Below are 24012 nucleotides of genomic sequence, written 5' to 3'. Positions count from 1 at the left end.
TTACCCATTTGCTGCTACGGCTAAATTATCCAGCTTCATTTTTAATACTTGATCTCGCTCACCATTTTCTAATGCTGAGCTATAGGCAGCTCGCGCTTTATCAAATAATTGTTGTGCTAAATATGCGTCACCTTTGATCTCTAAAGATTGACTTTTAAACGCGTCTGCTGTGACTTTGTCTGCACTGCTAATTGCTAAATCAAACTCACCTTGAGCAAGCTGTATCCTCGCCAAACGAAGTCGAGCCACAAATTGAACTGTAGATAACTCTGCATTATTAGCAACAAACTCAAGTTGTTTTGCAGCTTCTGCAAAGTCTTCTCTTTCAGCTGCCTTTTGTGCAACTTCCAAAGCCAATAAAGTTGCATACCCTGTACCTGCATGTTCATCAAGGTAAGCTTTGGCTTCTGTAAATCCTTTCTCATCCTGAGCAAGTTTTACTGTTGCAGTTTCATATGCCGTCGAGGCTTGTTCTTTAGTCGCTATTTGAGAGTCATTGTAATAACGCCAGCCATACAGGCCGCCTAATCCAAGAACAGCACCAATAATTAAGGCACTACCATTTTCTTTCCAAAAGCGTTTAATGGCTTCAACTTGTTGTTCTTCTGTTTCGTATTGTTCCATCACCCATTCCTCTTACAACATGGTCATCTTAAGAAGATAACACTATTATTAAATCGTTAATTTTGTAAAACTAACTTTGACAATTAGTACGTAAAAATCTTTTTCATAAAACCAGCCAACTCATCACTTTTTACTAACTGTTGAGGTTGCTGTTCTCGTAAATATTTAATCGCTACTTGCTGTGTTTCTTTTTCAGTTTCACCAATAACCAATGCCAATGTCGCACCACTGTTATCAGCTCGCTTCATTTGTTTCTTAAAGTTACCACCACCATTGTGGTTCATTACTTTCAGCTGCGGTATGGCATCTCGCAATGCTTCACCTACTCGTCTGGCATATAACTCAACAGACTCATCCATTGCTGTTATATAAACATCAACAGAAGGCGCTATATTTTTATCTAACTCTAATGTTTGCAACATCAAAATCAAACGCTCTAAGCCCATAGCAAATCCGACACCTTGTGTAGATTTACCACCTAACTGTTCAACTAAACCGTCGTAACGGCCACCGGCGCATACAGTACCTTGTGAACCTAAGCTGTCTGTCACCCATTCAAAAACAGTACGGTTGTAGTAGTCTAATCCTCGAACCAGAGCTGGATTAACTCGATATTGGATACCAAAGCTGTCTAATCGTTCACACAAACCTTTAAAATGTTTTTCAGACTCTTCATCAAGGCACTCTATTAATTTAGGTGCATCTTTTACTGCATCCTGTACCTGTGGATTCTTACTATCTAAAACCCTTAATGGATTCGTCTCTAAACGGCGTAAGCTATCTTCATCTAACAACTCTTTTCGCTCGTTCAGGTACGACACAAGCTGCGCTTTATATGCAGCTCTAGCCTCAGTTGACCCTAAAGAATTAATTTCTAAGGTTACATGTTGGCTGATACCAAATTTTTTCCATAATCTAGCACTTAGAAGAATCACTTCTGCGTCAATGTCAGGTCCCGCTAACCCAAAGACTTCAACGCCAAACTGATGAAATTGTCTATAGCGCCCTTTTTGAGGGCGTTCATGACGAAACATTTGACCTAAATACCAAAGACGCTGTTGTTGATTATACAAGAGGCCATGTTCATTACCGGCTCTAACTACGCTAGCAGTTCCTTCAGGACGCAATGTAAGGCTATCAGCATTACGGTCAGAAAAAGTGTACATTTCCTTTTCTACTATATCGGTCACTTCACCAATAGATCGTTTAAACAAATCAGTACTTTCTACAATAGGTGTGCGAATTTCGTTATAGCCATAGCTCGCTACAACCTGGCGGATAGTAGACTCAACAAATTGCCAAAGCCCAGAATCGGTGGGTAAGCAATCGTTCATTCCTCGAATAGCCTGTATTTGTTTTGACACTGAAATGTATTCTCTTAAGCAGTAATTAAAAAAAGCCCCGCATTATAGGGACTTTAATCAGAAACGTAAAATTTTGATGCAGAAAAATAGTCTAAATATAGTGACTTTCACTGAATTAAAAGCTAACTAAGCTGTTTAACCGCTATTTGGCTCTTTTCTTCAATACGGCTAGCTTTAGCACGAATTCGTCTTTCAAGTTGATCGACTAAATCACTATTATTTAAACGTTCTTTTTGACGCTTCCCATCCAAGTAAAAACCGCTCATATTACGAGCACCCGTTAAACCTAAATCAGAAACTTCAGCTTCTCCAGGGCCATTAACAACACAGCCAATTATCGAAACATCCATAGGCGTTAATAAATCTTCAAGGCGCTCTTCAAGAGCGTTCACTGTATCTATTACGTCAAACTCCTGTCTAGAACAACTCGGACAAGCAATAAAATTAATTCCACGAGACCGTATCCTCAAAGACTTTAAAATATCAAAACCCACTTTTATTTCTTCTACTGGATCTGCCGCCAAAGAAATACGAATGGTGTCCCCTATCCCTTCAGCTAACAACATTCCCAAGCCAACAGAGCTTTTTACCGCTCCAGCTCTAATACCGCCAGCCTCGGTTATCCCTAAGTGTAAAGGTTGCTCTATTTGCTTAGCCAACTCACGATATGCGCCCACCGCTAAAAATACATCTGATGCCTTAACACTCACTTTAAATTGATCAAAATTTAATTTATCTAGTATATCTACATGGCGCATTGCTGATTCAACTAATGCAGCAGGTGTTGGCTCACCATATTTTTCTTGAAGGTCTTTTTCTAACGACCCTCCATTCACACCAATACGAATAGGAATATTTTTATCTTTTGCACAATCAACCACAGATCTAACTCGGTCCATACTGCCGATATTTCCGGGGTTGATTCTAAGGCAATCAACTCCGTACTCTGCAACCTTTAACGCAATACGATAATCAAAGTGTATATCGGCAATTAGTGGCACTGAAACTTGTTGTTTAATTAGCTTAAACGCTTCGGCTGCATCCATTGTGGGTACAGAAACACGCACGATCTCACCGCCAACAGCTTGGATTCTATTGATTTGAGCAACTGTCTTTTCAACATCCGTGGTTAAAGTGTTTGTCATAGACTGCACAGCTATAGGTGCACCATCACCGATAGGAACCTTGCCTACGTTGATACGTTTTGATTTACGACGTTTTATAGGAGATTCTGCAAACATAATAGTAACTAAGCTCGGTTATTCTGAAAGGGGTAAATTAAACTTGGCAATGTTTCCGGGAGGCAAGAAAGACAAATCAACGGCCTCTCCAGCATAACTAATTTTTACAGCCTCTGAGGCCCCCAAGGTAACGGTGAAAGGTGGAATACCAGAAACAGGCATCACTCGCCCTTTAACTTTGACACCATAAGCAATATTTTCACCCGTTGCGTCAGAAAGGTTCATCCAACAATCTCCAGAAAACTCAAATATCAATTCAACCGGTGCCACTGCTTCACTTTTAGAAATATCTATATTTTCAGTAGAGCTTTCTAACTCCTCGATGACAGTTTCAGGCGTTTCTTCTATAACTTCTTGAGGGACAGTTAACTGGCTATCGTTTAAAACAGAGTCAGAAAAGTTTTCTAGGTTTGAGTCTAATTCGTTTTCAACGCTTAGGTTTCTTTCAGTTTTGAGAGCATCTAGGTCTTGTTGCTCAGCTTGACTGATTGAAGGTTGTATAGGTAATGTCAAAGGCTCAGACGTGTCTTTATCTTGCTGAAACCACCATATAACCACTAACGCAATCACTACCAATATGACTAAATATGTAAGTAACATTAACTTGTCATCATTTGCTTGATTTGCAACTCGCCTTGAAAAGCTCTTTACCTTAGCAGGCTCTTTATTCTGGGTGTTTAAATTATCAAACGCTGCTAAAACCTCAACTTCTGAAACTTGAACTTGCTTGGCGTAGAGTTTGATATACCCCCGTAAAAAGGTAAGCGAAATATCTAGCTCATAATTATCGTCTTCAATATCCTCTATCAGGCTTTTTTTCAAGCGGACTTTATCTGCAATATCCTGTATGGATAAGTTTGCTCGTTCACGGGCTTCTTTTAATAATTGACCAGGGCCTTTAACTACCTGCTCTTCTTGTTCTTCACTCATATTTATATTTTTACTCAACGGTGGCCGGCTTAACTAAAGAGAGTCGCATACCATTATAAATTTCAGATTCATCGGCTAAATTGTTCCATTCTACCAGCGTTTGCATTTTGATGTTGTATTGCAGAGATATCCTGTAGAGATTTTCACCGCGACTGACTACGTGGTATGTAAGCTTAGTAGCCTCTTTAACATCACTTTCAACCTTAGCGGGAATAACTGTACTTGAAGCTTTCGGTAAGGTGTCTTGAGGCTCATTTGTTACTTTATTAGGCAATTCATTGTTTTGCTGGTCATTTGAAGCATAAGAAGTAATGGTTTGCTTTACAGGGACAACTTTATTTTTATTGGGAAGATCCATATCTGATGAATGTATGTTTCTTTCAACCGCATCTCTTTTACTTTTTAGAAACTCTAATGTTAATGGGTTACTAGGATACAATTGAATTAGCATGTCTGAATAGCCTTTCGCGACACTATAATTACCTAAGCCATTTTCGATCGACACAGCCATAATTAGGCTTTGAGGGGTGACACGAGACACCTTCTCATAACGCTTGAAAACATCTTGAGCCTCAGCCCATTGATGCGTATCAATAAGTGCCTGAGTAAGTAGGTACAGGCTATGAGAACGGGAAGGCTGATGATTAACTGCGCTTCTAAAGTATTGGACCGCTTCTTCAGGGCGGCCCTGGCTTTGACTACACAAAGCTAAATTTTCGTAAGTCTGAGCACTTAGGATATAACTACTGGTGTTCACTGCCTTTAAAAAATACTCTTTCGCTTTTTCATATTTACCATTTTGGCATAAAAAAGCACCATATGTATTAGCAATGTCAGCATTATTTGGTTCCAGATCCATAGCATATTGATAGGCCTCTTCGGCTTGCTCTAACTCACCTACACTTTGATAATAATAAGCCATCGCATAATTTGCATCTGCTGATCTCGGTGAAAACTCTAATGCTTTATCTAAATTAAATTTAGCACTGCTGAAGTTTCCATTTTTAAGATAAGTTAACCCTAAAGAAACACGATTTTCAGCCGCCTTGTCACGATCAAAACCTTTTTGAACAGTACCAGGACCTGTCTGGGTGACGCACCCACTAAGTAAAATTAGTATTGTAAAACTAACGCTAATTACTTTAATCATATTTTTATTAGAGCCTATTATTTATAACTAATGAATATTATTGTGCCATTTTGACTGCAATATTCTCGCCCTTTAATTGTTTTTTCAACATTCTCTTGGTGCGATCAACAACATCCCCAACAAGCTGTCCGCACGCGGCATCGATATCGTCCCCCCTTGTTCTTCGAACGACTACAACTATGCCATATTCCATTAAAACTTTAGCAAACCTATCAATACGAGAGTTACTTGAACAGGTATAGGGTGAGCCTGGATATGGATTAAAAGGTATCAAGTTAATCTTACATGGAGTGTCAGCTAATACTTTAGCTAAATCATGTGCTTGGTCTGTACTATCATTGATACCATTAAGCATCACATATTCTACGGTAACCTTACCTTGATTCGCATTAGACTTCGCCAAATATCTCCTAACACTCGCTAAAAATACATCTATAGGGTATTTTTTGTTAATTGGTACAATTTCGTCCCTTAAAGTATTGTCCGGAGCATGAAGAGATATGGCCAGTGCTACATCAATCTGTCCAGCCAACTTATCTAATGCAGGAACAACACCGGAAGTACTCAAAGTGACACGGCGTTTAGATAAACCAAACGCTAGGTCATCCATCATTAATTCCATAGCAGGAACAACATGTTTCACGTTTAGAAGAGGCTCACCCATTCCCATCATAACAACATTAGTTATGGGGCGCTTAGCGGTATCATTATTTAATCCAATGGTAACGGCAACTCGCCAAACTTGACCAATTATTTCAGATACTTTTAAATTTCGATTAAAGCCTTGCTGTGCTGTTGAGCAAAAAGTACATTCTAGGGCACAACCTACTTGAGAAGAGACACAAAGGGTGGCTCTGTCCCCATCAGGTATCCACACTGTTTCTACTTCTTGTCCACCTTCCAGCTTCAATGCAAACTTAATCGTCCCATCTGTCGCATTTTGTTGATAGGCGATTTCCGGCGCTTTAACTTCACACTTAGTTTTTAACTTTTCGCGCAGTACTTTATTGAGGTTAGTCATTTCATCAAAGTCAGACACACCTTGCTGGTAAATCCATTTCATAACCTGCTCTGCTCTAAATGGTTTTTCTCCCATTTCTGCAAAAAATGTGCGTAAACCTGCTCGATTAAAATCAAGTAGATTTATTTTATTTGGTTGGCCAGATGCCTGTTCGGTGCTCAAAGTAAACCTCAGTGCGTTACATGCTCGATGCCATATTAACTGATCTGTCAGTTTTTTGCAGAGCAATAAATACCATTAAATTATCTAAAGGGACATAAAACAAAAAGGGAGCCTAGGCTCCCTTTTATCGAACCAACTAGCTTAGCGAGTTCTAGGGCAGATCTCTTCATCACTAAAGAAATATGCGATTTCTCGAGCGGCTGACTCTGGAGCATCTGACCCGTGACAAGCGTTTTCATCAATAGACGCAGCGTAATCTGCACGTAAAGTACCAGCTAAAGCTTCCGCTGGGTTAGTGGCGCCCATTATTTCACGATTCTTTACAACTGCATTTTCACCTTCTAAAACTTGAACCATAACGGGTCCTGAAGTCATGAATGAAACCAAGCCTCCGAAGAATGGGCGCTCGCTATGCTCTGCATAGAAACCTTCAGCTTGTTCTTTACTAAGGTGAATCATTTTAGAAGCAACAAGCCTTAAGCCAGCAGACTCGAAACGATTGTAAATTGCACCAATAACATTTTTAGCAACGGCATCAGGTTTTATAATAGAAAAAGTACGCTCTAAGGCCATCTTCTTAAACTCCAATTAAAAAATAAGGTTCAACTGTATAAAACAGTACATTAAAAATTCGCGCGGATTATATGCAAATTGAAACTAAATAACTAGAGGTTGGCTAGAGTAAATAGCAGTTTGATGGGGAGTAAATTATGTAATGTAGCTTGAGTTGGCTATTATTCCCCCCTAGAATCTATTAAGAACTAAATATTTGGAACATACCCACTTGATTATACGATTTCTTTTTTTACTCCCCATCATTCTTTGTTTGTTTTGGTTTCTCTACTTAAAATCCAAAGGTTATACAGTAAAACAAGGTAAACAAGGCTTCATTTGTATTTTAATTCTGTCTTCAGTTGTCGCTATTTTTTATACAAGCTTATTATGGTTAACTCACTAAGGCAGACAATAAAAAAGAGCGTTTCCGCTCTTTTTAAGGTGTTAATGTTAATAACGCGATATATATCTATAGGTAAATTTCAATATCAGCATCTGCTTTAAGCGATTCAATAACAGCACTAAACAATAATTGTGCTTTAGTTGAAGCTAAGCGATTTATTAATGTAGCAAGTTGAGTGTCATCAGCTGCTGGGGCATCATTCACTTTAGTTACTTGGACTAAACTGATATCCCCATTAATTAAATCAACGACTGTGGTTTGATTCTCAGCTACAGCAAATAGCGCTTGAACAATGCTTTGTGATAAAGACGTATCACTTCTTGCCACACCTTCCTGAGACTCCCAAGTTAATTGTAATTCAGACAATTTCGAATCAACATTTTCGTTATTAGCAAGTAAGCCTTTAACTTCAACTGCCCAGTCTTTTGCAGCTTGCTGTGCGGCTTGGTCAGATAAGGTCTGCTGAATCTGTTCAGTTACTTCTTCAATGGCTTGAGTTCTTTCTGGCTCATAATCAGCTACCCTAAGTATAACTATATGATTTTTTGCCACTTCTATCACTTCACTATTCACGGCATCTTCGATTAATTCAACACTAAAAGCGCTATTCAATATACTTGGGTTTGACAGGCTTTGTGGAGCCTCATTACGAGTAAACAGCTCACTTGTAACTATAGGTTTACCTGCCAGCTCTGCAACCTCATCAAGATTATCTGGTACTTCAAAAGCCACTTCAGCTAAACGTTGTTGAACTTCGTAAAACTGATCTTCTGCTTTTGTAGTCTTTACTTCAGCAATAATGTCTTCTTTAACTTCATCAAAGCCGGTGACTTGCTCGGGCTTTACATCCGTTAATTTTATTATGTGATACCCGAACGCACTTTTAATTACTGCACTTACATCGTTTATACTTTCTAGCGAATAAGCAGCTTCTTCAAAGGCAGGATCCATTATACCTTTTCCAAACCATCCTAAATCACCACCATTCTCGGCGCTAAACGTATCACTAGAATACTCTTTGGCAAGCTCTGCAAAATCGGCACCTGTATTAATTTTTTCTAATAATTCATCAGCTTGAGCGGCAACCACATCGTCTGCTTCTGCACTTTCTAACAATATATGGGAAACTTGACGTTCTTCTTCTGTGCGATAAGTACTTATATTCTGTTGATAAAACTCGTTTAACTCATCATCAGTTACTTGAATGTCAGCCATTAAATCATCTAATTTAAGCTCAACATATGCCACACTCACTTTTTGCTCTGTATCAAACTGGTCAATATTACTCTGGTAATAAGTCTCAATCTGTTCAGGCGTAATCTCTACTTGTTCTTGAAAACTTGCTTTAGGTACAGTTACAAATTTAATGTCGCGGGTTTGTTGTTGAATCGCGTAAGCGTTACTAGCTTCTTGTTTTAACGCAAACTCTGAGCCCATTAAAGAACTCGATAGTTGGCGACGTATCATATCAACACGCATGTAGTCTCGGAAATTATTTGGCTGAAAACCAGCTTGACGTAAAATTATTAGATACCTGTCATTATCAAATTTCCCATCAACTTGAAACTCTTGCATACCAACAATAGCTTCTTTTATTTGAGCGTCGCTCACCCTAAGACCTAGGTCAATAGCGGCTTGGTCTAATAATTTCTCACTAATTAAACGATCTAATATTCCCTTTTTAAAATTTTGCAAATACGTTGTATCACTTGCTAAAGTGGCAAATGCATCGCCAAACTGAGACTCCATTCGAGCACGCTCGTTTTCATAAGCCTGTTCCAATTCAGTGCTACTAATTTCTTCTCCATTAACAGAAGCAGCAGCAACTGAAGATGAAGAGTTTATATAACTACCTACCCCAGCAAAAATAAAACTTAAAATCACTAACGCTAAAATCCCAATGGCCCACGGGCCTTGTGATCCTTCTCTAATTCTTTCCAACATACTAAAGTCCAAACTCCAAATGAGCTATTATTGATAAGCTTTGAGACTCCTAACTTTTAGGTTAGCCTCAATCGCAAGCGAGCGGAATTATATACCAAACATTTACAATTATTAAGATTGTTATCATTGAAAAGGACAATATCTGGAAAAGTAAGGTGGGATAAAATAAAACAGCACATAAACAAAAGGCGATGATAAATCATCGCCTTTGTAAAATAACAAACTCTTGATTAGTTACAAGCGTCTTTCAATGCTTTACCAGCTTTAAATGAAGGCACTTTAGCTGCAGAAATTTGAATAGTTTCACCAGTCTGAGGATTACGACCACTGCGAGCTGCACGTTCACGTACAGAGAAAGTACCGAAACCAACTAAAGCAACTTGGTCACCTTCTTTAAGAGCTGATGTAACAGCCCCAGTTAATGCATCTAGCGCTCGGCCAGCTGCTGCTTTAGAAATGTCTGCACTTGCAGCGATGTTATCAATAAGATCTGACTTATTCACAATATGAACCCCTTCAATTGTTATTATACTTATGGCTTGCCCTATGCAATGCCGAAATGTTATATCAAGCTTGAATATTAACTTCAAGCATATTTTTACAAGTTATTAACTTTTGTTGAATCACTTCAATCCCTTTTGTGACAAGGCCTTAAGCGAAACTGCGGTAAAGGCTACCACAACTTATTACATAGTGAAGCCCTTAAACTTAAAAATAATTAAAAAAAATGACCTTTATGCTCACTTTTTAACCTTTTCGGTTTTAATAGCGACAAACCGCTCTGGCTCTTCGGCTAAAGCCAAGCTCAAAACTTCATCAATCCATTGCACAGCATGAATACTTAAATCTTGTTTTACATTCTGTGGAATGTCTTCTAAGTCTCTTTCATTATCTTTTGGAATGATAACAGTCTTAATTCCACCACGATGCGCCGCCAATAATTTTTCTTTTAAGCCACCTATAGGTAAGACTTCACCTCTTAGGGTGATTTCACCTGTCATGGCAACTTCACATTTAACTGGATTTCCTGTCAAAGTAGAAATTAACGCCGTACACATAGCAATACCGGCGCTTGGGCCATCTTTAGGAGTCGCACCTTCAGGAACATGTACATGAATATCACGTTTTTCATGAAAATCTTCATTAATACGCAACTTTTCTGCTCGACTACGCACAACAGTTAATGCAGTTTGAATAGACTCTTGCATCACGTCACCTAGAGAGCCCGTAAAAGTAGTTTTACCTTTACCTACAACAGATGTGGTCTCAATGGTTAACAAATCGCCCCCCACTTGGGTCCAAGCTAATCCAGTCACTTGGCCTATTTGGTTTGACTTGTCAGCTTTTCCATAATCAAAACGTTGTACACCCAAAAACTCTTTTAAATTAGTTTGATTTACAACAACTTGAGAAATCGATTTATCTAAGAGTATATTTTTCACTGCCTTACGGCATATTTTTGAAATTTCTCGCTCGAGGCTTCTTACTCCTGCTTCTCTTGTGTAGTAGCGAATAATTCCAACAATAGCACTTTCTTCAATAACTAACTCACCCTTTTTAAGGCCATTACGGGAAATTTGCTTATCGATTAAATGCTGCGTAGAAATATTTAACTTCTCATCTTCCGTATAACCAGATAAACGAATCACTTCCATTCGATCTAACAAAGGACCAGGAATATCCATGCTATTGGATGTAGCCACGAACATTACATCAGAGAGATCATAGTCAACCTCTAAATAATGATCACTGAAGCTTGAGTTTTGTTCTGGGTCTAATACCTCTAATAAAGCAGAGGATGGGTCACCGCGCATATCCGAAGACATTTTATCGATTTCATCCAACAAGAACAGTGGGTTTTTCACACCTACCTTTGCCATTTTCTGAATCATTTTTCCTGGCATTGAACCAATATAGGTTCTGCGATGACCGCGGATTTCAGCTTCGTCTCGCACACCACCTAGTGCCATACGAACATACTTTCTCCCAGTTGCTTTAGCTATAGATTGGCCTAATGAAGTCTTACCTACACCGGGAGGCCCCACAAGGCATAATATAGGACCTTTTAATTTTTTAACCCTCTGCTGAACCGCTAAATATTCAATAATACGTTCTTTTACTTTATCTAAACCATAATGGTCTGCATTGAGAACCTCGTCAGCAAGACTTAGATTTTTCTTTACAGCACTTCGTTTTACCCAAGGAACATTAGTAAGCCAGTCAATATAACTTCTGACAACCGACGCTTCAGCAGACATAGGTGACATCATTTTTAATTTGCTTAACTCAGCGGTCGCTTTTTTCTTTGCCTCTTCAGGCATTTTTGCATCATCAATTTTTTTACTTAGGGCTTCAAACTCGTCTGGTGCATCATCTAATTCACCTAACTCCTTTTGAATAGCTTTCATTTGCTCATTCAAATAATACTCGCGCTGACTCTTCTCCATTTGCTTCTTAACACGAGTTCGAATTTTTCGTTCAACTTGTAATAAATCAATTTCACTTTCCATAAGTGCCATTAAATACTCTAAACGCTCAGTAACGCTTAGCATTTCTAGCACTTTCTGCTTTTCAGCTAACTTAAGAGGCATATGAGCAGCCATGGTGTCAGCCAAACGCGCTGCATCTTCAATACCACTTAAAGAGGTTAAGACCTCAGGCGGTATTTTTTTGTTTAATTTAACGTAACCTTCAAATTGAGAGATTGCAGAGCGGATTAGAACCTCTTGCTCCGACTCATTTATTTCTTCGTCTATCGAACTTGAAATATCTGCTACAAAAAAATCATCAGAACTCACAAAGGCATCTATTGTTCCCCTTTGGTTACCTTCAACTAAGACTTTGACTGTTCCATCGGGTAATTTTAGTAATTGCAAGATAGTGGCTATGGTGCCCACTGTAAAAATATCATCTTGCCCTGGCTCATCTACGCCAGCATCTTTTTGAGCGACTAAAAATATTTGCTTGTCTTTATCCATTGCGGCTTCTAAACAACGAATTGATTTTTCTCTACCTACAAACAGAGGTATCACCATATGTGGATAAACTACTACATCTCGCAACGCCAACACTGGCATTTCGATGTTATTTTCACGCTCTTTTGTCATACTGAGTCTCTAAATCAATGAATAAATGGGAGGTATATCCCAGTGCTATCGAATATATATGGGGCTAGGAGATGAAAGTTCAAATAAAAAATCGAACAAATAGTGCTAATTTACTCTCTAGGTATCTTCAACCCTTTACGAACAAGGTATAGAGAGTATAAGAGTTATGAATGAAAGCGAAAACAAAAAAATGACCAAGACTTTGGCATACTATTAAACAGCTTAAAAACCACAACTAAATAACTATTACTAAATGTACTTTATTGAGTGTGACTATGCTCATCATGCAATACAAAATCAACAAGCCTACGAACTAATGGAGAAACTGCTACTATGGTTGGGAAAGCAACTATAAAAGCAAAAGCCCAAGCCTTTACCCATATAGTAATGATATTCGTAACCAAACCTACATTAAAAACACTGATAACAAATGACATGATGCAAGACATTGTAAATGCCATAAAAAACGCAAAAACTATTTTATGATGCTTTCGTGAAATCATTATAGATACCTAGAAAGGAAAAAGGCTCTTTCGAGCCTAAAAAAACTATTCCGAAGCCGCTTTTTTATCTACGCTACTGTCATATATCAATATGGGTTTAGTTTCTCCTCTAATAACAGTTTCGTCAATGACCACCTTACTAACATCGTTCATAGAAGGAAGGTCATACATAGTATCTAACAGCACTGCCTCAACAATAGAGCGTAACCCCCTTGCCCCAGTTTTACGTTGCATGGCCTTCTTAGCAATAGCTTGAAGCGCATCATCTCTGAATTCTAACTCTGTATCTTCCATACCGAACAACGCAGAGTATTGTTTAGTAATGGCATTTTTAGGTTCTTTCAGAATTTGAATTAATGCGTCTTCACTCAACTCTTCTAAGCTAGTCAGTACAGGTAAACGACCAATAAATTCAGGAATTAAACCGTATTTAACTAAATCTTCTGGCTCTACCTTTTTGAACAATTCGCCTTCACTTGACTTGTTACTGGTATCTTTTATATCAGAACCAAAACCTATACCAGTCCCAGTATGCGCCCTTTGTTCAATAACTTTATCAAGACCAGCAAAGGCACCACCACATATAAACAATATTTTAGAAGTGTCGACTTGTAAAAACTCTTGTTGCGGATGCTTTCTGCCACCTTGAGGAGGTACAGAAGCAACTGTGCCTTCAATCAACTTCAACAAGGCTTGTTGAACACCTTCACCAGAGACATCACGAGTAATAGACGGGTTGTCTGACTTGCGAGAAATTTTGTCAATCTCGTCTATGTAAACAATTCCGCGCTGCGCCTTTTCAACATCGTAATCACACTTTTGTAATAACTTTTGGATAATGTTTTCTACATCTTCACCTACATAACCAGCTTCAGTCAAAGTAGTGGCATCAGCCATAGTAAAAGGTACATCAAGAAGTCTTGCTAAGGTCTCAGCTAACAAAGTTTTACCACTTCCTGTAGGCCCGATAAGCAAAATATTACTTTTACCTAACTCGACACCTTCATGTACATCACCATTTCTAAGGCGTTTATAGTGATTATAAACTGCAACAGCTAAAACTTTTTTGGCGTGTTCTTGGCCTATTACATAATCATCTAGGTGATGATGTATTTCCTTAGGCGTTGGCAACTCATCTTGTTTTTTCTTAGGTGAAATTTCTTTAATTTCTTCTCTAATTATGTCGTTACACAAATCAACACATTCGTCACAAATAAACACAGACGGTCCAGCAATTAATTTGCGAACTTCATGTTGGCTTTTGCCACAAAACGAACAATATAAAAGTTTATTGTCGCCATCGTTGTTTTTGCTATCACTCATTTACAATCTTTTCCTATATCAAACGACTCATCAAACTGAAGCCATATACCTATAGATATAGTGGCTAGTATCTGATTTTTCAAAGAGTCACTTTATTAAACATCACTTTTAGTTTCAGTTTGAGCATCAGGGCGACTAGCCAATACTTGGTCAATCAATCCATACTCCATAGCTTCATCTGCACTTAAAAAGTTGTCTCGATCAGTATCTCTAGCCACAGATTCATAATCTTTACCTGTATGCTTAGCCATTAGGCGATTCATTTTTTCTTTAATAGAAAGTATTTCTTTGGCATGAATTTCAAAATCAGAAGCCTGACCTTGGAAGCCTCCTAAAGGTTGATGAATCATCACTCGTGAATTTGGTAAACAATAACGCTTACCTTTTTCACCAGCTGATAACAAAAATGCTCCCATACTTGCCGCCTGACCAATACAAACAGTACTGACATTGGGTTTAATAAAGTTCATAGTATCGTAGATAGCCATACCAGCAGTAACAGAGCCACCTGGCGAGTTAATATATAGAAAGATGTCTTTCTCTGGATTTTCAGCTTCTAAAAATAACATTTGAGCAACGATTAAATTAGCCATGTGATCTTCTACTTGGCCAACTAAAAAGATTACATTCTCTTTTAATAAACGAGAATAAATGTCATAAGAGCGCTCGCCTTTGGCAGTTTGCTCTACCACCATAGGAACGAGTGCGTTTGTTGGATCAAAAGGTGTATTCATCATAAATTAGTATTCTTCACAAATAAAAATGCTCGGTAGTTACCGAGCATTTAAGCAGTTGCAGACTAGTTAAGTCAATTAGCAAAAGGCAAATTACGCCTGTTTGTTCATGATATCGTCAAAAGATTTCTTAACTTCTTTTACTTTAGCTTGTTCAAGCAGCAATTCAACAGCTTGCTCTTCCATTGCAACATTGTTCATTTGTTGCATTAGCTCATCATTAGTTTTGTAATACTCGATCACTTCTTGAGGATCTTCGTATGCAGATGCGGCTGTTTCTATTAAAGCGTCAACCTTTGCAGAATCAACTTTAATGCTGTTAGTTTTAATTACTTCACCTAGTAATAGACCAACACTTACGCGTTTACGAGCATTCTCTTCAAACAAGTCAGCTGGTAACTCAGGCATGTTATCAACCTTGCCACCTTGTTGTTGGCTAAAACGTTGCTTGGCTTGCTCACGCAAAGCATCAACCTCTTGGTCAACTAAGGCTTTCGGTAAATCAATTTGATTCTTTTCTAATAGACCAGCGATAACTTGGTCTTTAACAGATGCTTTTAAAGTTTGATCTAATTCACGTTGCATATTCTTACGAACTTCGTCATTCAAAGCGTCAATATTGCCGTCTTCAATGCCAAACAATTTAGCAAACTCTTCATCAACCTTGGGTAAATTCAAAGCTTCAACTTTTTTAATATTTACAGTGAATTGAGCATCTTTACCTTTAAGCTTTTCCGCATGATAATCTTCAGGGAAAGTCACATCAACAATAACCTCCTCGCCTGTTTTATGACCTACAATAGGTTTTTCAAAACCAGGTATCATGCGGTCTTTACCCATTTCTAGAGAGAAATCTTCAGCTTTTCCGCCTTCAAACTCTTCACCATCGATTGTACCAACAAAATCAAGAGTCACTTTATCGTCTTTCTTAATCTTGCGTTTAACTTCTTTATAATTCGCATGTTGCTTACGTAACGTATCCATCATGTTACTTAAGTCTTTTTCACTAATTTCAACAGCTGGTTTTTCAACTTCGATTTTTTCAATGTCTTTTACTTCTACTTCTGGGTAAACTTCAAAAGCAGCTACATATTCTAAGTCTTTACCATCTTCGTCAGTTTTCATTTCAAAGGTAGGCATACCAGCAGGGGTAATCTTTTCTTTAGTAATAGCTTCGTAGAAATTACGCTGCATTACTTCACCGGCGATTTCTTGACGTACAGCCTGTCCGTAACGCTTTTTGATAACAGTAACGGGAACTTTACCAGGACGGAAACCATTGATTCTCTGAGTTTTAGCTAATTGCTGTAAACGAGACTTAACAGCAGAGTCAATTGAATCTGCAGGAACGGTAATAGTAAGACGGCGTTCTAAACCTTGAGTCGTCTCAACGGAAACTTGCATTCTGATACCTCAATTAGGCGCATTTAATTTGCGCTCACAAAAAATTATTAATGGGATTTTATCGGCACAACCAATTAAATAGTTGCGAGTGCGATCATCACGCCCGAATGACCCAAATTAGTAAAGTTTAATCCAACTAATAAACGGACACCCGATAAAAAGACGCAGTAGTATAGCGATAGGCTGAACTCAAGTCGAGCCTAAAAGAACTAAAATAGAAAATTGCCTATTTTGAGTAGTAATGAATAGCCAGCCAACCACAGTATTTAATAATAAATATGCGATTTAGGGAAATAAAGTAAGAAATTATGAAGCGAAAAATGTATCTACAAATAAGAAATTTTATCAGACTTGAATAATAAAACTTAAATGGTGCGGAAGGAGAGACTCGAACTCTCACGCCGTGAAGCACTGGAACCTAAATCCAGCGTGTCTACCAATTCCACCACTCCCGCGAGTGGGGTGAACGATGGGGCTCGAACCCACGACAACCGGAATCACAATCCGGGGCTCTACCAACTGAGCTACGCTCACCACAGAAAACACTGCAGCTAACATTAAATCGTCTAACCATTCTCACCCTATTCGGAGTCGCATGGCGCGCCCGACAGGATTCGAACCTGTGACCCACGGCTTAGAAGGCCGTTGCTCTATCCAGCTGAGCTACGGGCGCTCGACGAATCAAACTAACTTTAGAGAAATGGTCGGTGAGACAGGATTCGAACCTGCGACCCCTTGGACCCAAACCAAGTGCGCTACCAAGCTGCGCTACTCACCGACTAAACCCGAAACGTTTTCTCTATCTCGTTTCGAGGAGGCGCATATTACAGCTGCCCCCCCACCTCGTCAAACTTTTTTTTACTCTTTATTTTTAAGTGCTCACTTTTAGGACAATATGATTATTTTTTGAAATATTCGCGCTTTAAATCAACGATTATCTATTTAAGTAATGAGTGATCTTTAGGGAGTTTATTTCGAAGCCATATGGCTAATTTATGTTTCATGCTTAATAAATCTTCACCATCAGCAGGTAAAGGAGTGATTAATTTGTCATTTACCAACAACCTATAGATACATTCTACTTTCTGTTTAGATGAGTCCGTGGCAGAAAACGTTTTAAATCCTCTATTTTTTGCATATGCCTCCCCTACTACTAATGCTTTTTTTAGTAACTGAGATTCGTTGGGTATTTTTTTCATTATTTAACCTAATCAAAAAGACTGTATTTCACGTTATAACATTAAGTTAATAGATTGGCTTAAGAATTATTGTGATCACAGGTATTTTTATAGCATCACAATTGCGGCCATCACTCTCAATATGTGACAATAGAAATACTTAATATCTTTGGTTTACTGACTTATGCCCGCACAAAAAATAGATGGAAACTTAATCGCTAAACGTATTAGACAAGATGTAGCTGTACAGGTGGAGGCAATCACTTCCGCAGGTAAACGGGCTCCGGGTCTAGCAGTAGTCTTAGTAGGTAGCGATGCCGCCTCTCACGTTTATGTAAACAACAAACGGAGAGCCTGTGATGAAGTAGGTTTTGTCTCTAAATCATATGATTTGCCCGCAAATACTACACAACAAAAGTTATTAGAAATCATAGATGAATTAAATATCGATGAAGAAATAGACGGTATTTTAGTTCAACTTCCATTACCTGCAGGCTTAGATAAAGAAGCGATATTAGAACGTATCAACCCAAACAAAGATGTTGATGGATTCCACCCCTATAATATTGGTCGGTTAGCACAAAGAATTCCTGCATTACGCCCGTGTACTCCAAAAGGTATTATGAGTTTGATAGAGTCGACTAAGAGACCTATCAAGGGACTAGACGCTGTTATTGTTGGGGCTTCTAATATTGTTGGCCGGCCAATGTTTATGGAGCTACTACTCGCGGGCTGCACAGTTACCAGCTGTCATAAATTTACTCAAGATTTAAAAGCACATGTTGAAAGAGCCGATTTATTAGTAGTTGCAGTAGGTAAAGCAGCCTTTATTCCAGGGGACTGGATTAAATCTGGAGCTATAGTGATTGATGTGGGCATTAACCGTAACAGTGACGGTAGTTTAGGTGGAGACGTAGATCACGCAACGGCAATAGACCGAGCGGGCTGGCTTACACCAGTACCAGGTGGCGTTGGCCCCATGACTGTAGCCAGCTTAATTGAGAACACGTTAGAGTCATATGTAAAGTATCACTCTTAGTATTACGATGACGATTAACACACAGCAAACACAAATAATCACATCTGTTAAAAAGTGGATAAATGATGTGATTATTGGCCTTAACTTTTGTCCATTTGCTAAGAAAGAAGTTGTTCGAGACACCATTCGTTATTGTGTATCAGATGCTGTTTATGAAAATAAAGCACTAGATACTGTCATAAACGAATTGTCTACTCTAGATAATCTAAGCGAGATTCAAACTACTCTCATTATTTTTTCATGTGGTTTTTCTGACTTTGATAAATACCTAGATTTAGTAGATGGAGCTAATGAGTTTATTGAGCGGGGCGGATATCGAGGTTTATACCAAATTGCCACTTTTCACCCAGATTACTGCTTTGATGATGAAAAGAGTAACGATGCAGCGAATTACACTAATAGATCGCCATACCCCATTTTACACTTATTAAGAGAAGCCAGCTTAGAGCAGGTTTTAAAGAATTACCCCAACCCAGAAAATATACCAGATAATAATATTACTAAAGCGAGAGAATTAGGAGTTAACTATTTTAAAAAGCAGCTTCAAATAAATTAACTTACATGCCCTATGCTGAATTTTATTTAATCAGGAGACTCTCCCTCATCAATTGAATATTGTGTAATATCAGACTTACTTTCAGTTTGTGAACTTGAATTATCTTTTAAAAAATCCTTCATAGATTTAACTAACTGTTGTGCTGAAAAGTTAGAAATTTGATAAACCCAACGACTCCAATATGGTTCACCATCATAGGTAGAAAAATAAACAAAATTCTGTTCATCTTTTTTTCCTAGAGTTAATTTTAAAGAAACGCTATCTAAAGTCTGTACTTCTAGCTCGATTAATACCTCAAGGCTTCTAATTAACTCGTTTTCTTTATCTAATAAACTTTCAAACCTAAGGTCCACTAAGCCCTTGAATATAGAATTCAAGACTGCTTCATATTTCAACTCAGAACTTTGAGGCATGTTACTAAGCTTTAAACCAGCATTTTGTGTATCTCTAGTAATATTCCAAGACTCATGGTCAACTCTGCGAATAGAAACAATATCCTCCTCTTTATAAGGCAAGATAGGTTGCTGTAACCATGCAAACTTATCTACTGGCATTTCAATATATTTATCTGCTAGCCAAGTTTGAGTTTCAGATGGTTTACGAACGAAACTGCCGTGACCAGATGTGGCCATTTTACCCACCATTAAACTTTTTGAGCTCTTACCTGCATTTAAAGTAATAAGTGATGCAATGCTATCCTCAGCATATAGTGCTTGTAACCCTAGCTGTGAGAAGTTTTCAGTTTTACCCGTTTTAGCTTCAAGTAATTTAACTTGACTTAGGGTTCGTAGTAGCTTCGCCAAATGTTGTTTTGATACTGGATATTTTGGCAAGCCAAGCTTTACCGAGGCCCCCCAGACTCCATCTTGAAGCTCTGCGTCTAAAAGCACACCTTGAGCATTTGTGATGGTAATGCTTTGTAATTCATCAACTGTTTTTCTAAAGTCTTTAAATACCAGATCTGATCTTTTATTTACTGTAACAGGCTCTTGAAGTAACCAAGCCCCTCCGCCTAAAGCCATTACAACAAAGAAGACTAAAATTAAAAATGACTTATTCATAGTAATGCAGCTTCCTTACTTTGATGAACCTTTGTTCGTGATTTTGTCTTAAACAAAACACGAAGCACTGTCAGTAAAAATATAAGTACTATTGGCGCTAGAACAATATTAATGAGTTTAAGCCAGTTACCTAAGTTTTCGATATCACTGTCTAATTGATGTCTTACATTTCGTAACGATTTACGAATAGTTATTTTCTTCTCCATAAATTCATCAATAGCTAATTGTTGCTCAGGAGTGATGACTAAATTACCAAGATCGCTTTGCTGGCTCTGCAGTTGCATTAATTGCTGCTCAGTTTCAGCTAACTGAGCTTCTAATAATTTCTCTTGTTCTCTAAACTTTTGTTCAGCAATAACGGTAAGCTCATCCACTTTATTAAATGGACGAGCGAACGTACCTCTACTACGCACACTAATTAGAGCATCACTGCCACCTAAGTTCTCGACAGCGTTAATTATAAAATCACCATTATTAGCAAAAGGTGTAAAGATTGCTTGCCCAAAAAAATTAGACTGTTGTACCCAGAAGCGATCACTCAACAAATCGGAATCACCAACCAGAATTAGGTTTAAATTATTTGTTGAGGTAACTATTTCACTTTCAGTGATGTCTAGATTAATTGCTGAGGGTAATGTATCAAACAGACTAGTAGCCTTGCCTGAAATCCTTGCAGCTAAAACAAAATTTTGATTTTGACTTTGATAAACTTTAGACAAATCATCAGGGTTCTGAGTACTTGCATATTCTTCAACAGGCATTAGGTCAGCGTTTTCACTAGATTGAATTAACGGCAATAAATTCAACTGGCTGTTATCAGCTAAACTAATAACACCAAAAGATGCACCGTTAAGAACATCGAGATTTGAAGTGACTACATCTCCGTTTTCTATCTGTTCATTTGATAAACCAATAAAACCAAAGTGCCTCGCGACCTCACCATCAGGTGTTCTAATATCTAATCCAGCCATAGCGTCTAACAAAACATTTTGACTATCAAACTTAACCCCCCAAGCTGTTAGCAGTGCAGTTAAATTCGAACTATTTTTAGTAGAACTAGAACCTGCCATAATAGTGAGTTGATCTGATTCATTATGAGGGTCAACAAACGCCAGTATTTTTCCCCCTTGCATCGCAAATTGGTCAATGGAAAATAACAAACTTTCACTGTATTTCTGGGGGTGTAGCAACATTAAAACATCTGTATTTTTAGGTATACTAGCTGATGAACTGTCTAGTACTTTCACTGTGAATAGCTGTTGTAATTGAGTATAAAAAGTCCAAGCTGGGTCAAACTGCCCTGTCATAGGATTTTGTCCACCAGCAATAGGCAAATCAGTGACCAAAGTCACATTAACCGGTTCAGGGTCAGTTAACTGATAGATTAATTTACTAATTTCATACTCTAAAAAACTTTCTTTTTGTGGGTCAAAAAAAGCAATGACTTGTTGATCGTCTATGGAATTAGTTGCTGCAAGTCCCATGTATATTGATTCACCAGCGGCTCCAATTGTGGCCGCAGTTAACCCAAATTGGTCGGCCTTATCTTCTTGTTCAGAAAATGCCTCTGGGTCTAAAACCTGTAACTTCAATTTCCCTTCAGCTAGAGTTTCGTATTCAGTGAGTAAACTCTCAACACGATTTGCATAGTTGCGCAGACTAATCATATTTTTTGAAGCTTTATCAGAAAAGAAAAAATACAGATTAATAGGTTCGTCTATTTCTCTAATGACTTTTTTACTTCCTTCTGATAATGAATAAACTTGGTTTTCAGTGAGGTCTAACCGATAAGGTGAAAGTAGCTTGTTATTAATAAAAACTAGAGCAAAAAATAAAATAACAAGTAGAAGTTGGCTTACGTAAAACGTCAATTTATTTTGCATGATTAATCAGCCTTCTTTTGTTCAATTAGTAGCATTCCTGCGTATAACCAAATTAATGTTACCAATAGAAAATAGACAATGTCAGCAAGTGCGATCACACCTTTTGCCATAGTTTCAAAATGTGATAGAAAGCTGAAAGAAGCGATGACATCAATGACCGTTGCGGGAGCCCAGGATTTAAATGCATCTAAAACTATATTGGTTCCACTTACGACAAAAACAAAGCACACTACCACAGCTAAAATAAAGGCAATCACTTGGTTTTTAGTTAACGCAGACATACATAAACCTATGGCTAAAAAGCCTCCAGCCATAAACCAACTGCCAATGTATGCCGCCAATATAATGCCATTATCGGGATCACCAAGATAATTTACAGTTAACCACAATGGAAAGGTTAACAATAAAGACAATCCCAATACCGCCCATGCAGCTAAATATTTTGCAATCATAGCTTGGGAGATACTGATGGGTAATGTCATTAACAATTCTATAGTGCCTGTTTTACGCTCTTCGGACCAACTTCGCATCGCTATGGCTGGAACTAAGAACAAATACAGCCAAGGATGAAAATTAAAAAAAGGCAATAGGTCAGCCTGCCCTCTTTCATAAAAACCGCCAACAAAAAATGTAAAAACAGCAGAAAGGACAAGAAATATACCAATAAAAACATAAGCCACTGGAGAGGCAAAGAAGCTTGAGAATTCTCGCTTAAACAAAATACCTACATTGCTCATCAAACGTTTACCTCTTGTGTTATATCTCGGAAAACTTGGTCAAGGCGCCCTTGCTCTACAAACAAGCTATCTACTGGTAGCCTGCAATGTTGGGCATGAGTCGTGACTGAATGTAAAATTTGTGCACCAGGGAGAGGAAAAACCGTAACACGTCTATTTTCTAGATCTTCTTCCATTGATGCCACGCCTTCCAATTCAGCTAGCTCAGAAGCATCCGCTGGATAACTAAACTGTAAGGTCACTGCTCCGTAATACTTTGACCTTCGGTTTAATGCTTCAGGAGTATCATCAAACAGTAACTTACCTTTTGAAATGATCATGACTCTATTACAGACTGCTGAAACTTCTTCGAGGATATGAGTAGAAATAATTACAATCTTATCTTTCGAAAGATTTTTAATAAGTTGACGAACTTGATGCTTTTGGTTTGGATCTAATCCATCAGTTGGTTCATCTAAAATTAATATCTGAGGATCATGAATAATCGCTTGCGCCAACCCCACTCTACGCTTGAAGCCTTTGGAGAGATTATCAATTGGTTTATTCAAAACCTCATGTAACTCTACTTGATCAATAACCTCTTTTACTCTTTGGGCTTTTTCTAAACCTTTAAGGCCTCTGACTTTAGCTATAAAAAGTAGAAATTGATAAGGTGTCATTTCACCGTAAGCAGGTGCGCCCTCTGGTAAGTAGCCGATCTTTTGTTTTATTTTTAAAGAACAATGGTTAATTGATAAGTTATCTATAGTTATTTCACCATTGCTAGGAGCTAAAAATCCAGTTAGCATTTTCATGGTTGTTGATTTGCCAGCACCATTAGGCCCTAAAAAACCAACCACCTCACCAGGCCTAATATCAAAAGACACATCACTTACTGCCTGATGAGCGCCAAATGACTTAAACAAATTTTTTACAGAAATCATAACCGTCCTAACATGACTAAAGATTATTGCCTTGGATATATGGAGCTCTAAAGAGTGTTTTCAATACACATTACGACTATTTTACATTGAATAGGGAGACTCCCAATGCCGACGAGTCTTTTTAAAGCCCCTCCATTTAAGTAAAAACAGTTAATTTAACTTTCTTAATA

Annotated in this window: 21 protein-coding genes and 4 tRNA genes; 2 read left to right on the top strand and 23 right to left on the bottom strand. The window is 38.1% G+C overall.

Features of this window, described 5'->3' with window-relative positions:
• From ABJE44_RS01355 to ABJE44_RS01265, 19 genes are all read right to left on the bottom strand, one after another.
• Window positions 1-624, bottom strand: a complete 624-nt coding sequence (locus tag ABJE44_RS01355; RefSeq protein ID WP_348112176.1) for a tetratricopeptide repeat protein — start codon at window positions 622-624, stop codon at window positions 1-3.
• A gap of 83 nt (window positions 625-707) precedes the next feature.
• Window positions 708-1988 (bottom strand): histidine--tRNA ligase, encoded by a 1281-nt coding sequence (gene hisS, locus ABJE44_RS01350; RefSeq protein ID WP_348112175.1) that lies wholly within the window; start codon window positions 1986-1988, stop codon window positions 708-710.
• A 122-nt stretch (window positions 1989-2110) separates the two neighbouring features.
• Entirely contained in the window at window positions 2111-3229 is a 1119-nt protein-coding gene (gene ispG, locus ABJE44_RS01345) for a flavodoxin-dependent (E)-4-hydroxy-3-methylbut-2-enyl-diphosphate synthase (RefSeq protein WP_348112174.1), read from the bottom strand.
• 18 nt (window positions 3230-3247) lie between these two features.
• Complete coding sequence (locus ABJE44_RS01340) at window positions 3248-4177, bottom strand: RodZ domain-containing protein (RefSeq protein WP_348120610.1); 930 nt, start codon at window positions 4175-4177, stop codon at window positions 3248-3250.
• Window positions 4170-5309, bottom strand: a complete 1140-nt coding sequence (gene pilW, locus ABJE44_RS01335) for a type IV pilus biogenesis/stability protein PilW (protein ID WP_348112172.1) — start codon at window positions 5307-5309, stop codon at window positions 4170-4172. Before pilW ends, ABJE44_RS01340 begins: the two co-directional genes overlap by 8 nt.
• A 37-nt stretch (window positions 5310-5346) precedes the next feature.
• Complete coding sequence (locus ABJE44_RS01330) at window positions 5347-6492, bottom strand: bifunctional tRNA (adenosine(37)-C2)-methyltransferase TrmG/ribosomal RNA large subunit methyltransferase RlmN (protein ID WP_348112171.1); 1146 nt, start codon at window positions 6490-6492, stop codon at window positions 5347-5349.
• A gap of 141 nt (window positions 6493-6633) precedes the next feature.
• Complete coding sequence (gene ndk / locus ABJE44_RS01325) at window positions 6634-7065, bottom strand: nucleoside-diphosphate kinase (RefSeq protein WP_133471005.1); 432 nt, start codon at window positions 7063-7065, stop codon at window positions 6634-6636.
• Between the two features lie 451 nt (window positions 7066-7516).
• Entirely contained in the window at window positions 7517-9394 is a 1878-nt protein-coding gene (locus ABJE44_RS01320) for a SurA N-terminal domain-containing protein (protein ID WP_348112170.1), read from the bottom strand.
• A gap of 230 nt (window positions 9395-9624) precedes the next feature.
• Window positions 9625-9897 carry a nucleoid-associated protein HU-beta gene (gene hupB, locus ABJE44_RS01315; protein WP_133471007.1) on the bottom strand — a complete coding sequence of 91 codons (273 nt, stop codon included), beginning with the start codon at window positions 9895-9897 and terminating at the stop codon, window positions 9625-9627.
• 237 nt (window positions 9898-10134) lie between these two features.
• Window positions 10135-12501, bottom strand: coding sequence for an endopeptidase La (gene lon, locus ABJE44_RS01310; RefSeq protein ID WP_348112169.1), 2367 nt, complete (start codon window positions 12499-12501; stop codon window positions 10135-10137).
• 260 nt (window positions 12502-12761) lie between these two features.
• Window positions 12762-13004: a DUF2798 domain-containing protein gene (locus ABJE44_RS01305; protein WP_348112168.1), complete on the bottom strand. Its 243-nt coding sequence runs from the start codon at window positions 13002-13004 to the stop codon at window positions 12762-12764.
• 45 nt (window positions 13005-13049) lie between these two features.
• Window positions 13050-14327, bottom strand: a complete 1278-nt coding sequence (gene clpX, locus ABJE44_RS01300; RefSeq protein ID WP_133471009.1) for an ATP-dependent protease ATP-binding subunit ClpX — start codon at window positions 14325-14327, stop codon at window positions 13050-13052.
• A gap of 95 nt (window positions 14328-14422) precedes the next feature.
• Window positions 14423-15064: an ATP-dependent Clp endopeptidase proteolytic subunit ClpP gene (gene clpP, locus ABJE44_RS01295; RefSeq protein WP_348112167.1), complete on the bottom strand. Its 642-nt coding sequence runs from the start codon at window positions 15062-15064 to the stop codon at window positions 14423-14425.
• 90 nt (window positions 15065-15154) lie between these two features.
• The gene (tig, locus tag ABJE44_RS01290; RefSeq protein ID WP_348112166.1) at window positions 15155-16465 is read right to left on the bottom strand and encodes a trigger factor; all 1311 of its coding nucleotides are present in this window, start codon (window positions 16463-16465) and stop codon (window positions 15155-15157) included.
• Between the two features lie 370 nt (window positions 16466-16835).
• Window positions 16836-16920, bottom strand: a tRNA-Leu gene (locus tag ABJE44_RS01285).
• 3 nt (window positions 16921-16923) lie between these two features.
• Window positions 16924-16999: transfer RNA gene (locus ABJE44_RS01280), tRNA-His, on the bottom strand.
• A gap of 62 nt (window positions 17000-17061) precedes the next feature.
• A tRNA-Arg gene (locus tag ABJE44_RS01275) sits at window positions 17062-17138 on the bottom strand.
• 28 nt (window positions 17139-17166) lie between these two features.
• A tRNA-Pro gene (locus ABJE44_RS01270) sits at window positions 17167-17243 on the bottom strand.
• A 160-nt stretch (window positions 17244-17403) separates the two neighbouring features.
• A complete protein-coding gene (locus tag ABJE44_RS01265) occupies window positions 17404-17664 on the bottom strand; it encodes a DUF5062 family protein (protein WP_348112165.1) in 261 nt (86 codons plus the stop codon).
• Window positions 17665-17827: 163 nt separating this feature from the next.
• Here ABJE44_RS01265 and folD point away from each other — a divergent pair, with 163 nt between their 5' ends.
• Entirely contained in the window at window positions 17828-18682 is an 855-nt protein-coding gene (gene folD / locus ABJE44_RS01260) for a bifunctional methylenetetrahydrofolate dehydrogenase/methenyltetrahydrofolate cyclohydrolase FolD (RefSeq protein WP_348112164.1), read from the top strand.
• Window positions 18683-18689: 7 nt separating this feature from the next.
• On the top strand, window positions 18690-19238 hold the full coding sequence (locus ABJE44_RS01255) for a DUF1415 domain-containing protein (RefSeq protein WP_348112163.1): 549 nt from the start codon (window positions 18690-18692) through the stop codon (window positions 19236-19238).
• A 26-nt stretch (window positions 19239-19264) separates the two neighbouring features.
• Here ABJE44_RS01255 and ABJE44_RS01250 read toward each other — a convergent pair whose 3' ends face one another.
• Genes ABJE44_RS01250 through ABJE44_RS01235 form a run of 4 tightly spaced genes read right to left on the bottom strand, consistent with a single transcriptional unit; the run spans window position 19265 to window position 23842 of the window.
• Window positions 19265-20299: a DUF4340 domain-containing protein gene (locus tag ABJE44_RS01250; RefSeq protein ID WP_348112162.1), complete on the bottom strand. Its 1035-nt coding sequence runs from the start codon at window positions 20297-20299 to the stop codon at window positions 19265-19267.
• On the bottom strand, window positions 20296-22182 hold the full coding sequence (locus ABJE44_RS01245; protein WP_348112161.1) for a Gldg family protein: 1887 nt from the start codon (window positions 22180-22182) through the stop codon (window positions 20296-20298). The genes ABJE44_RS01250 and ABJE44_RS01245 overlap by 4 nt, the downstream gene beginning before the upstream one ends.
• Before the next feature lie 2 nt (window positions 22183-22184).
• Window positions 22185-22919 (bottom strand): ABC transporter permease, encoded by a 735-nt coding sequence (locus ABJE44_RS01240; protein WP_348112160.1) that lies wholly within the window; start codon window positions 22917-22919, stop codon window positions 22185-22187.
• Entirely contained in the window at window positions 22919-23842 is a 924-nt protein-coding gene (locus ABJE44_RS01235; protein ID WP_348112159.1) for an ABC transporter ATP-binding protein, read from the bottom strand. The genes ABJE44_RS01240 and ABJE44_RS01235 overlap by 1 nt, the downstream gene beginning before the upstream one ends.
• Window positions 23843-24012: the final 170 nt, after the last annotated feature.

This window comes from Paraglaciecola sp. (genome assembly GCF_039942875.1).
GTDB lineage: Bacteria > Pseudomonadota > Gammaproteobacteria > Enterobacterales > Alteromonadaceae > Paraglaciecola.
This window is presented reverse-complemented; position numbering and strand designations above follow the sequence as displayed.